The organism is Micromonospora sp. NPDC051300 (assembly GCF_044455315.1).
GTDB lineage: Bacteria > Actinomycetota > Actinomycetes > Mycobacteriales > Micromonosporaceae > Micromonospora > Micromonospora robiginosa.
Genome location: NZ_JBITEP010000010.1, coordinates 1 through 11,818, shown reverse-complemented (window position 1 = coordinate 11,818; position 11,818 = coordinate 1). Strand labels below are relative to the sequence as shown.

Sequence of the window (11,818 nt, the reverse complement as noted above, 5' to 3'; positions counted from 1 at the left end):
GGCCCCGCCGGCCCGGGCCGGGCCGTCTACAGGCGCACCGGCATGAGGATGGAGAACGCGTGCGCGTCGTCCGCCCGGCGTACCGCCAGCGGCGTGATCGGGCCGTCCAGCTCCAGCACGAGCTGGCCGCCGCCGGCGTCCAGCGCGTCGAGCAGGTACTCCCGGTTCACCCCGACCCGCAGCCGGTCGTCCGGGCCGTCGACCGCCGCCGGGTCGACCAGCCGCAGCTCACCCCGGCCGTCCAGGCCGAGCGCGACCACCTCGTGCGCGACGCCGTCGTGCGTCCGGTGACAGACCCGGACCCCGTCGGCGGTGAGCGCCGCGCGCAGCGCCGCGCCGTCCACCGGGATCCGGTACGCGGGCGCGCCGACCCGTGCCCGCACCAGCCGGCGGTAGTCCGGGAAGTCGTACGGCAGCCCGGTCACCTCCAGCGTGCGGCCGGCGACGGCGAACGTCACCCGTCCCGCCGTGACGACGGCGTCGACGGTGGGCGTGTCGGTGTCGAGCAGCGCGCGCAGCTCGTCCACCGCGGCGACCGGCAGCAGCGCGGTCACCGGCGGCCCGTCGACCGTGGCGTCGACCCGGGCCACCGCCATCCGGTGCCGGTCGGTGGCGACCAGGCGTACGCCGTCCGGCTCGACCGACAGCAGCACGCCGGACAGCGCCGGCAGCACCGGGTCGGCGCCGACGGCGAAGCGTACGGCGGCCACGGCGGCGGCCAGGTCGGTGCGGGACAGCACGAGGCGGATGGTCACGGTGGTCTCCTCCGGGTCGATCATTCGACGGATCCGGGAGAGTTCGCGACGCGCGTCGTCGAGGCCGTCCTCCAGCCGGCGCAGGTGCGCGTCCAACAGCCGGCGCACCTCGGCCGGCCGATGCCGCAGCCGCAGCGCCTCGGCGATGCCGGCCAGCGGCATGCCGACCCGGCGCAGCCCGGCCACCAGGCGGGCCGGGTCGACCTGGTCGCCGGTGTACCAGCGGTAGCCGGTGACCGGGTCGACCCGGGCCGGCGTCAGCACGCCGGAGCGGTCGTAGAACCGCAGGGCGCTGACCGTCAACCCGCTGGCCCGGGCCAGCTCACCGATGCTGCGAAGCTCGCTCTCCACGACCGCCATCCTGTGCCCTCCACCAGGTCGAGGGTCAACGCCCCGGGGGTGTTAAAAGGGGGCCCCGCCTCTACCGAACGCGTTAAGCGGGGGCCCCTCCTTACGCCTTCAGGGTGCGGAAGGTGATGCCGGCGCGGACCAGGCGCTCCAGCAGCGCGTCGCCCATCGCGGCCACCGGGGTGAGCTGGCCGGCGGTCTCCGGCAGGTCGTCGAAGGCCAGGCAGAGCGCCGACTCGGCGAGCATCTTCGCGGTCTCGTCGTAGCCGGGGTCGCCGCCGGCCACCTCGGTCACCACCCGCCGGCCACCGCCGGCGCCCACGAACCGCACCCGGAACCAGGACTTCGCCCGCTGCTCGGCGCTCGGCCCCTGCCCGGAGGAGAGCCGCCCGAGCAGCCAGCGCCGGGTCGGCGGCAGCTTCACCAGCCCCACCACGGCGGCCAGGCCGGCGCCGGAGACCAGCACGGTGGGCAGCCGCTTCATCGCGGCGAAGTGCCGGTAGCGGAAGTCCGGGCCGTACTCCGTGCGGGCCGCCGCCGACCGGCGGACGATCTGCGGGTCGATGGTGGGCAGCGGCGCCGCCCACTGACCGAACTCGCGGACCCGCCCGACCCGGCCGGGCACCGCGCGCACCCGCCGCCCCTCCGGTCGCGGCTCGACCGCCCGGCGGGCCCGCGCCGCCCGGCTCATCTCACCGGTACGGGCGAACGCGGTGAGCGCCGAGTGGTAGGTGCCGGCGGAGAACCGGCCGCCGGCCCGCACGTAGCCGTCCACCGTGACCGGTCCGTCCGACGGGAGTTGCTTGACGGTGTACCAGGCGCCCAGGTCGTGCGGGATCGAGTCGAACCCGCAGGCGTGCACCAGCCGGGCCCCGGTGCGCACCGCCTCGGCGTGGTGCCGCACGTACATCAGGTCGACGAACTCCGACTCCCCGGTGATGTCGACGTAGTCGGTGCCGGCGGCGGCGCACGCGGCGACAAGCGGCTCGCCGTGGTGCACGTACGGGCCGACGGTGGTGGCGACCACCCGGGCGCTCTCCGCCACCGCCCGCAGCGACGCCGGGTCGGTCACGTCGGCGGTGAGCAGGGGCAGCTCGGCCAGGCCGGGATCGATCTCGGCCAGCCGGTCGCGTACCGCGGCGAGCTTGGCCGGGTTGCGGCCGGCGAGCGCCCAGCGCAGCCGCTCCGGCGCGTGCCGGGCCAGGTACTCGGCGGTCAGGCCGCCGGTGAAGCCGGTGGCGCCGAACAGGACGAGGTCGTACGCGCGCTCAGTGGGCATCCGCCGAGTGTGCCACCCGTGCTGGCCGGGCAATGCGCTCACGGCCCTCGCTTCGCTCGGTGCGTTCGCCCATGCGTCCTGGCCGGGCTCACGGGGTGAACACCGCCCGGACGCAGCCGTCCGCCCGGTCGCGGAACAGCGCGTACCCGTCGGCGCCCCGGTCCAGCGGCAGCCGGTGGGTGGCGAGGTGCTCGGTGACCAGCTCACCCCGGGCCATCCGGTCCAGCAGCGCCGGGATGGCGCCCGGCCCGGCCCGGCTGCCGCCCCGGACGGCCAGCCCCTTGTCCGTCACCGCGCCGAGCGGGAACCGGTCCACGAACTCCGTCCCGCCGCCGAGCACCACCACCGTGCCGCCCTTGCGGCAGGCGTGCACCGCCTCGCGCAGCGCCGTCCCGGCGTCCGGCCCGCCGGTCGGCCGGCGGGCCGGCCCGGGTGGTGGGCCGGACGCGTCCACGCACACGTCCGGTCCCCGGCCGCCGCTGCGCTCGCGCAGCTCGGCGAGGACGTCCACGGACCGGTGGTCGAGCGGTTCGGCGCCGGTGTGCCGGGCGGCCATCCCCAGCCGGTCGTGGTGCTCGTCGACCACGAGCACCCGGGCCGCGCCCCGGGCCACCGCCGCCGCGGCGGTGAGCTGGCCGACCGCGCCGGCGCCCCAGACCGCCACCACGTCACCCGGGGCGACCCCGCCCAGCGCCACCCCGTGCCAGCCGGCCGGCGCGGCGTCCGCGGCGAACACCGCCCGGTCGTCGTCCACCCCCTCGGGCACGGCGAACGCGCCGACGTCGGCGTACGGCACGCGGACGAACTCGGCGTGACCGCCGGCGAAGCCGCCGAGGCGGGCCGGCCGGCCGTAGCACCCGGCGGCGGGCTGCCCCCACGCCGGTTCCGCCGCCGGCCCGCTGGTCCCGTTGTCGCAGCACGCCAGCAACCCCTGCCGGCAGAACCAGCACGCCCCGCAGGCGACCGCCGCGCCGACCACCACCCGGTCGGCGACCCGGTGCCGGCGCACCTCCGGCCCGACCTCGACCACCTCGCCCAGGAACTCGTGTCCGAGCACCTCGCCGGCGGCCGCCTCGGGTACCCGCCCGGCCAGCAGCGGCAGGTCACCGCCGCAGGTCACGCTGCGCCGCACCCGGACGATCATGTCGTGGGCGTTGCGCAGCTCCGGGTCGGGGACCTCGCGCACCGCCAGCGCGCCGGCGCCCTCCCAGCACAGCGCCCTCATCCCGCGGCCCCCGGGCGGTCCAGCGGCGAGCGGTCCGCCCGCAGCACCTCGCCGGTCTCCAAGAGCTGGCGGGTCTCCCGGAGCACCTGCCGCAGGAACCGGCCGGGGTCGTCGCCGACGAGGTGCGCGGCGAACCCGGGCAGCGTCGGCGCCCCGCCCAGCGGGCGTACCGCCAGCTCGGTGCCGCGCCCGCCGGGGGCGGGACGGGCCCAGACCTCCACCGCGCCGTCGAGCCGGCGCAGCGGCTCCGGCCACCGCCCGGCCGGGAGCACCTGCTCGGGCCGCCCGGTCACGGTCACCACCTGCCAGCGCGCCGGTCGGGGTTCCGCGCCGGCAGGTGCGGCCCGCCGGCGGGTCAGGGTTCGCACGCCACGGGCGAGCGCGTCGACAAGCCGTCCGGTCCGGGGCACCCTGTCCTCCTGCGGATCGCGGGTCCACCGGGCGGCCGGCGGTGCGCGGCCGGCCGCCCGCGTAGCCCGAGCCTGCCGGGAACCGGGGTGACGGCGGCTCGCCCCGAAGGGGTGAACCGGCGCGGTCCGGGTAACCGCGCGGAGCACCGACGGGGGAGGGACGCATGCCGGAGGAGTCCGACCCGGTCCGGCTGGCCGCCGCGCCGACCGGGGCCACCGCGCCGACGGACGCCGGGCCGCTGCCGGAGGCCGTGGTCCGGCCCGTCGTCGGCGCGCCGGTCCCGCCTGCCGCCACGCCTGACGTTCCGGCCGCGCCGCTGCTCGGGTCCCGGTTGACGCCGCCCGCGCCGCCGGAGCCGACGGTGCTCCGGCCCCGGCTGCTCGACCGGTTGGAGCGCGGTGCGGGCGGGCCGGTCACCCTGCTCCTCGCCCCGGCCGGCTGGGGCAAGACGACTGTGCTGTCCGGTTGGGCGCGCTCCGCGCGGCCGGGCCCGGCGCCGGTCTGGGTGACCGTGGCGGAGGGCGACACCACCGGCCGGCTCTGGGCCTACCTGGCCGAGGCGCTGCGCACCGCCGTCGCCGGTGACCCGGACGAGGGCCCGCCACCGCCGATGCCGGCCGGCCCACCCCGGCCCGAGCAGGTGGAGGCGCTCGCCGCCGCCCTCGCCGCCCGCGAGCACCAGGTGCTGCTGGTCCTGGACGACCTGCACCGGGTGACCGACCCGGCGGCCCTGGCCGGGCTGGAGTTCCTGCTCCGCCACGCCGACGGGCGGCTGCGGCTGGTGGCCGGCGCGCGCCGGGAACCGCCGCTGGCCCTGCACCGCTGGCGGCTGGCCGGCGAGCTGACCGTGCTCGGCCCGGACGACCTGGCGTTCACCGCCGACGAGGTGGCCGACCTGCTTGTCGCGCACGGCGTGCCGGTGCCGGCCGACGCGGTGCCCCGGCTTGTCGAGCGGACCGCCGGCTGGCCGGCCGGGTTGCGCTTCGCCGCGCTGGCGCTGGCCGCCGGCACCGACCCGGCGCGCGCCGTGGAGCAGGTCTCCGGCGACCAGCCGGACGTCGCCGCCTACCTGCGGGACGAGGTGCTGGCGCCGCTCGACCCGGCCGCCCGTGACGTGCTGCGCCGTGGCGCGGTGGCGCCGGCGGTCTGCGCCGACCTGGCCACCGCGCTGACCGGCCGGGCCGACGCCGGGCGGCTGCTGGCCGACGTGGCCCGCGAGGGCGGGTTCGTGCAGCAGGACGGGGGCAGCCCGCCCTGGTACCGGCCGCACCCGCTGCTGGCCGACCTGCTCCGCGCCGAGGTGGGCCGGCTGCCCGCCGGCGAGCTGCGCGACCTGCACCGCCGGGCGGCGGCCTGGTTCGCCGGGCACGACCGGCCGGCCGAGGCGCTGCGGCACGCGCTGACCGCAGGCGAGTGGGACGACGCCGCCGAGCTGCTGGTCACCCGCTGGCCGGAGCTGGCCCCGTACGAGCCGGCAGGGGCCGCCGCGCCCGCGCCTCCCGAGCCGCCGGCCGACGCGGTGCGCCGGGACCCTGAGCTGGCGCTGGCCGCGGCCGCCGAGCGGGCGTACGCCGGGGACCCGGCCGCCGCCGGCGGGCACCTGCGGCGGGCGGTCGCGCACGCGGCGGACCTGCCGGCGCCGCGTCGCGACAGGTTCCGCCGGCTGGCCACCGCGGTCGAGCTGAGCCTGGCCCGGCTCACCGCGAACCACGAGGAGGTACGCCGCGCCGCCGCCCGGCTGCTCGCCACCGTCCCGGGGCACGGGCGGCGCGCCGGGTCGACCGCGCCCCGGATCGCCGCGCCTGAGCTGCCTCCCGGGCTCCCGCTCGTCGGGGCGCCACCGCCGGCCTCCGCCGGCACCGTGCCCGAGCCGCCGTCCGGGGCGTCTGCGGCGGCGGCCATGGTCGGCGAGGGCGGCGACTCCGACGACGTGCGGGCGGTGGCCGGGGCCGCGCTCGGGCTGGTAGCGCTCGCCGAGGGGGAGTTGTCCACGGCGGGGGAGCGGTTCGCCGACGCGCTCGCGGCGGCACGGCGGGCCGGCCGGCCGCGTACCGAACTGGTCTGCGCCAGCCGGTCGGCGGCGCTGGCGGCGGCCCGGGGCGCGCTGCGGGTCGCCGAGGAGCACGCCCGGGAGGCGCTGTCCATGCCGCCCTGCCGGGGCTGGTCGTCCCGGCTGGACTGCGGCTACGCGTACCTCGCCTCGGCGCTGGCGCACTGGCAGCGGGACCGGCCGGCGGAGGCCGCCGCCCACCTGGCGCTGGCCGGGCCGGCGGGCGCGGAGCCGGGCGGCGCCGCGCTGCTCGCGCTCTGCCGGGCCGGGCTGCTGGCCGACGCCGGTGACCCGGCGGCCGCGCTGCGCACGCTCGCCGCGGCGCGGGCCGTGGCGCCCGGCCCGGAGCTGGGCGCGTGGCTCACCGCCGGTGAGGTACGGCTGCGCGCCGAGGTCGGCGACGTGGCGGGCGGTCGGGCGCTGCTGGACGCGGTGGGCGGTGACCCGCCCGACCCGGCGCTGGCGCTGGCCTCGGCACGGCTGTGGCTGGCCGCCGGTGACGCCGGCGCGGCGGAGCGGGCGCTGCCCGACTGGACCGGGCCCGACGCGACGCGCTGGCCGCTGCCGGTACGCCTGGACGCCGGCCTGCTGGACGCGGCGCTGGCCGGCGCGGCCGGGGACGGCCGGCGGGCCGGGCGGCTGCTGGAGGAGGTGCTGGCGCTGGCCGAGCCGGAGGGCTGCCGGCGTGTCTTCACCCGGGCCGAGCCAGGGGTACGCGACCTGCTGGCGGCGCACCTGGACTCCGGTACGGCCCACTGGGCCACCGTCGACGACCTGCTCCGCGGCGTCGACGAGTCCCGGGCCGGCGGGACGCCGGACCCGCCGGCGCGGGCGCTGGACGAGCCGCTCACCGAGCGGGAGCTGACCATCCTGCGCTATCTCCAGAGCATCCTGTCCAACGTGGAGATCGCCGCCGAGCTGTCCCTGTCGGTCAACACGGTGAAGACGCACGTGCGCAACATCTACCGCAAGCTCGACGCCACCCGCCGGCGGGAGGCGGTCCAGCGGGCGCGCGAGCTGCGACTGATCTGACCGGGCGCGTCAGGCGGCGGCGGCGGCGTCCACCACGGCCAGCAGCTCGGCCAGGTCGTAGCCGCCGTCGTGGCGGGCGTCGTTGACGAACAGCGTCGGGGTGCCGTTGACCCCGCTGCGGATGCCGCCCACGAAGTCCTGCCGAACCCGGTCGGCGTGGGCCTGCCGACCCACCTCGGCGTCGACCTCGTCGGGCGACAGCCCGATCTGTTCCACGCCGAGCGACAGGTGCACCGGGTCGAGCTGGTCCTGGTGCTCGTAGAGCCAGTCGTGCATCTCCCAGAACCGGCCCCGCGCGCCGGCCGCCTCGGCGGTCTCCGCCGCGCTCTCCGCGTACGGGTGGACGTTGGTGATCGGGAAGTGGCGGTACGCCAGCCGCACCACGTCGGCCCGCTGGCGCAGCACCTCGGCCAGGTTCGGGTAGGCGGCCCCGCAGAAGCGGCACTGGAAGTCGCCGTACTCGACGACGGTGACCGGGGCGTCGGCCGGCCCGCGGACGTGGTCCCGGTCGGAGACCGGGATCCGCAGCCGGGCGGTGGTGACCTGCAACGGCGTCGTCATCGGGCGTCCACCCGCCGATCCGTGCCCAGTTGTTCCAGCGCGTCGAGGATGCCGTCGACGCCCGGGTTCACCTCGGGCGGGGAGAGGTGACTCCAGGCCACCCGGCCGTCCGGGTCTATCACCACGAGCGCCCGGGCCGACTGCCCGCGCGGGGCGTACGCGCCGTAGCGGCGGGACACCTCGCCCTTCGGCTCGAAGTCGGCGAGCAGCGGGAACCGGATGCCCCGGCTCTCGGCGAACGCCCGGTGCGAGTCGACGCTGTCCACCGAGATGCCGAGCAGCGTCGCGTCGTACCGCTCCAGTTCGGGCAGTGCGGCCTGGTAGAGGGCCATCTGGTCGCCGCAGACCGGGGTCCAGTCGGCGGGGTAGAAGGCCAGCACGACCGGGTGCCCCCGGAACTGCCCGGGACCCACCTCCCGCCCGTCCGGCGACGCCGGCAGGGTGAACCCGGGCGCGGCCTGCCCGGCTGCGATCAGCCCGTTCGGATCACTCATGCCTCCCACCCTGGCCCGCGCCCGGGTGAGGCCGGCTCACCCGGGCGGGGTGGTTCCGGGGCTCACCCGGCCCGCACGGCGATCCCGTTGCGCAGCCCGCACACGCCGGCCAGCGCGGCGACGGCGCGTTCGGCGGCCCGCCGCTGGTACTCCCACTCGACCTCGCCGTGCAGGGTGACCCAGCCGTCGGCGACCGTCACGTGCAGCGTCCCGACCGGCACGAACGCGTCCCACTCCAGGGCCCGGACGGCGGCGACGGCGATCTCCGGATCGTCCCGGCCGGGCGTGTCGGCGATCCGGACGGCGATGTCGTCGGCGACCGCGCGGACCCGGTCCACCCGGTGCGCGGCCTGCTCGGCGGCCCACTTCCCGGCGTAGCCGTCCACCCGGCCGGTGAGCGTCACCACGCCGTCGGTGACGCCGACCTCGACCTGGTCGAGACCGGTGCGGGCCAGTTCGTCGCGCACGGCGGACCGGATCTCCCGGTCGGTACGCGTGGTCGTCTGGGTGACCATCCGCCTCTCCCTCTCCCTCGGTCGGCGGCGCGGTCGCGCAAGCCCGATCATGCGTGCCGCCGGGGTGAGCCGGCCTCACCCCGACCGGATGACGTGGGAGCGCTTCCATGAACCGCCCGACCGGCGTACGCTGAGGGTCCCTCGGCTGCGGGAGCCAGCATGCCGACGGGGAGCCCGGGCAGCTCCCCGACGCCGCACCACCCCCTGCTCCCGTTCCCCCACCACCGGGCAACCGAGAGGAACCGCCCCCATGCGCAGAAGTCTCGCCGGGCTGGCCGCCGTCGCGCTGGCCGCCACGGCGGCGGCAGTCGTCGTGCCGCTCGCCACCACAGGCGTACCCCCGGCCGCCGCCGCGGCCGCCGAGCCGTACTCCTGGAAGAACGTCCGGATCGACGGCGGTGGCTTCGTCCCCGGCATCGTCTTCAACCCCACCGAGAAGAACCTGATCTACGCGCGGACCGACATCGGCGGGGCGTACCGCTGGGAGCAGGCCACCGGCTCGTGGACGCCGCTGCTGGACTGGGTCGGCGCGGACCGGTGGGGCTGGAACGGCGTGGTCAGCCTCGCCACCGACCCGGTGCAGACCAACCGGGTGTACGCGGCGGTCGGCATGTACACCAACGACTGGGACCCGAACCACGGGGCGATCCTGCGCTCGACCGACAAGGGCGCCACCTGGCAGGCCACCGAGCTGCCGTTCAAGAACGGCGGCAACATGCCCGGCCGGGGCATGGGGGAGCGGCTGGCGGTCGACCCGAACCGCGACAGCGTCCTCTACTACGGCGCCGAGGGCGGCAACGGCCTCTGGCGCAGCACCGACTACGGGGTGACCTGGGCCCAGGTCACCGCCTTCCCGAACGTGGGCAACTACCGGGCCGACCCGAACGACAGCAGCGGCTACCAGAGCCAGAACCAGGGCCTGACCTGGGTGAGCTTCGACAAGAGCACGGGTACCGCCGGCACCGCCACGAAGACCATCTACGTCGGTGTGGCGGACAAGCAGAACCCGGTCTACCGCAGCACCGACGCCGGCGTGACCTGGGAGCGGATCCCCGGCCAGCCGACCGGCTACCTGGCGCACAAGGGCGTGGTGGACCCGGTCGGCGGCTTCCTCTACATCGCCACCAGCGACACCGGCGGCCCGTACGACGGCGCCAAGGGCGACGTGTGGAAGTTCAACCGGGCCACCGGCGCGTGGACGCGGATCAGCCCGGTCCCGTCGTCGAGCGGGGACGCCTACTTCGGCTACTCCGGACTCACCATCGACCGGCAGCACCCGAACACGCTGATGGTCGCCACCCAGATCTCCTGGTGGCCGGACGCGATCTTCTGGCGCAGCACCGACGGCGGCGCGACCTGGACCCGGATCTGGGACTTCACCAGCTATCCGAACCGGAGCAAGAAGTACACCATGGACGTCAGTTCGGTGCCGTGGCTGACGTTCGGCGCCAACCCGGCCCCGCCGGAGGAGAGCCCGAAACTGGGCTGGATGAACGAGTCGCTGGAGATCGACCCGTTCGACAGCGACCGGATGATGTACGGCACCGGCGCGACGATCTACGGCACCACCGGCCTGACGAAGTGGGACACCGGCGGCACGTTCACCATCACGCCGATGGTGAAGGGGCTGGAGGAGACCGCGGTGCTCGACCTGATCAGCCCGCCGTCGGGCGCGCTGCTGGTCAGCGGGCTCGGTGACATCGGCGGCTTCCGCCACACCGACCTGAACGCGGTGCCGCCGATGATGTTCACCCAGCCGGTGTTCACCAGCACCACCAGTCTCGACTACGCGGAGACCAAGCCGGCGGTGATGGTCCGGGCCGGCAACTTCACCGACTCCGACCGGCCCAACGACAGTCACGTGGCCTTCTCCACCGACGGCGGCGCGAACTGGTTCCAGGGCACCGAGCCCGGCGGGATCAACAACGGCGGCACGGTGGCGGCGTCCGCCGACGGCAGCCAGTTCGTCTGGTCGCCCGGTGACGCGGGTCAGCAGGTCGTCCGCTCGGTGGGCTTCGGCACCTCGTGGACCGCCGCGACAGGCATTCCGGCCAACGCGACTGTCGAGTCCGACCGGGTCGACCCGAACAGGTTCTACGGCGTCAGCGCCGGGAAGTTCTACGTCAGCACCAACGGCGGGGCGTCCTTCACCGCCACCGCGGCGACCGGCCTGCCCACCACCGGGGTCAAGGTCAAGGCGCTGCCGGGCGTCGAAGGCGACATCTGGCTGGCCGGCGAGGGCGGGCTCTGGCACTCCACCAACTCGGGTGCGAGCTTCACCAAGGTGAGCGGCGTGACCTCGACGGTGAACGTCGGCTTTGGCAAGGCGGCGCCCGGGCGGACGTACCCGGCGTTGTTCACCGTGGGGACGGTCGGCGGCACGGCCGGCGTCCACCGCTCCGACGACGCCGGCGCGACCTGGGTGCGGATCAACGACGACAAGCACCAGTACGGCAACGCGGGCGAGGCGCTCACCGGTGACCCGCGCGTCTACGGCCGGGTGTACCTGGGCACCAACGGCCGGGGCATCCTGGTGGCCGACCGGCTGGGCGGCACGCCCACGCCGACCCCCACCTCGGCGAGTCCCACGCCGTCCCCCACCTCGCCGAGCCCGACGCCGACTCCGACCTCGCCGAGCCCGACGCCCACGCCGACCCCGCCGAGTCCCACCCCGACGCCGTCGTCGACCGGGCGCGGCTGCGCGGCCGCCTACGCGGTGACGAACACCTGGCCGGGCGGCTTCCAGGGCGAGGTGACGGTGCGCAACTCCGGCACCGCGCCGATCGCCGGGTGGACGCTGACCTGGACGTTCCCGGACGGTCAGCGGATCGCCCAGTTGTGGAGCGGGTCGTACACCCAGAGCGGCGCGGCCGTGACGGTCACCGACGCCGGCTGGAACGGCAACCTGAGCGTCGGCGGGTCCACCACGGTCGGCTTCACCGGGACGGCGACCGGCGGCAACCGGGCGCCGACGGTCTCCTGCGCCGCACGCTGACCCGCCGGCCCGCCCCACGACGCGGTGGGCCCCCCCCCAAAACCGGGGGGGGCCCCCCCCCGAGGGCCGGGCCGGGGGGGAGGCCGGCCCGCCCGCCCGGGGGTGTGTGCCGGGCCCCCGCCACCAAAACCAAAAGGGGGGGGCCCCCCCCCG

At 76.9% G+C, this 11,818-nt stretch carries 8 protein-coding genes and 1 pseudogene; 2 read left to right on the top strand and 7 right to left on the bottom strand.

Annotated elements, in window-relative coordinates:
* Positions 1 to 26: 26 nt before the first annotated feature.
* The 4 genes from ACIA5A_RS13435 to ACIA5A_RS13420 all read right to left on the bottom strand — a co-directional run bounded on the left by ACIA5A_RS13435 (position 27) and on the right by ACIA5A_RS13420 (position 4,017).
* Positions 27 to 1,115 carry a MerR family transcriptional regulator gene (locus ACIA5A_RS13435; RefSeq protein WP_396760698.1) on the bottom strand — a complete coding sequence of 363 codons (1,089 nt, stop codon included), beginning with the start codon at positions 1,113 to 1,115 and terminating at the stop codon, positions 27 to 29.
* A 91-nt stretch (positions 1,116 to 1,206) separates the two neighbouring features.
* The gene (locus ACIA5A_RS13430; RefSeq protein WP_396760695.1) at positions 1,207 to 2,382 is read right to left on the bottom strand and encodes a saccharopine dehydrogenase family protein; all 1,176 of its coding nucleotides are present in this window, start codon (positions 2,380 to 2,382) and stop codon (positions 1,207 to 1,209) included.
* Between the two features lie 88 nt (positions 2,383 to 2,470).
* Positions 2,471 to 3,607, bottom strand: a complete 1,137-nt coding sequence (locus tag ACIA5A_RS13425) for an alcohol dehydrogenase catalytic domain-containing protein (RefSeq protein WP_396760692.1) — start codon at positions 3,605 to 3,607, stop codon at positions 2,471 to 2,473.
* Positions 3,604 to 4,017, bottom strand: a complete 414-nt coding sequence (locus tag ACIA5A_RS13420; protein WP_396760689.1) for a hypothetical protein — start codon at positions 4,015 to 4,017, stop codon at positions 3,604 to 3,606. The genes ACIA5A_RS13425 and ACIA5A_RS13420 overlap by 4 nt, the downstream gene beginning before the upstream one ends.
* 164 nt (positions 4,018 to 4,181) lie before the next feature.
* Here ACIA5A_RS13420 and ACIA5A_RS13415 point away from each other — a divergent pair, with 164 nt between their 5' ends.
* Positions 4,182 to 7,100, top strand: coding sequence for a LuxR C-terminal-related transcriptional regulator (locus tag ACIA5A_RS13415; protein WP_396760687.1), 2,919 nt, complete (start codon positions 4,182 to 4,184; stop codon positions 7,098 to 7,100).
* 9 nt (positions 7,101 to 7,109) lie between these two features.
* On the opposite strand, the gene ACIA5A_RS13410 is transcribed toward ACIA5A_RS13415, so the two are convergent.
* The 3 genes and pseudogenes from ACIA5A_RS13410 to ACIA5A_RS13400 all read right to left on the bottom strand — a co-directional run.
* Positions 7,110 to 7,661, bottom strand: coding sequence for a DsbA family protein (locus ACIA5A_RS13410; RefSeq protein WP_396760684.1), 552 nt, complete (start codon positions 7,659 to 7,661; stop codon positions 7,110 to 7,112).
* On the bottom strand, positions 7,658 to 8,155 hold the full coding sequence (locus ACIA5A_RS13405; protein ID WP_396760681.1) for a redoxin domain-containing protein: 498 nt from the start codon (positions 8,153 to 8,155) through the stop codon (positions 7,658 to 7,660). Before ACIA5A_RS13405 ends, ACIA5A_RS13410 begins: the two co-directional genes overlap by 4 nt.
* A gap of 71 nt (positions 8,156 to 8,226) precedes the next feature.
* A pseudogene (locus ACIA5A_RS13400) lies at positions 8,227 to 8,670 on the bottom strand (BON domain-containing protein); the annotation flags it as partial.
* Between the two features lie 250 nt (positions 8,671 to 8,920).
* Between ACIA5A_RS13400 and ACIA5A_RS13395 the strand changes: the two are divergent.
* A complete protein-coding gene (locus tag ACIA5A_RS13395; RefSeq protein ID WP_396760678.1) occupies positions 8,921 to 11,665 on the top strand; it encodes a cellulose binding domain-containing protein in 2,745 nt (914 codons plus the stop codon).
* The last annotated feature ends 153 nt before the right edge of the window (positions 11,666 to 11,818 follow it).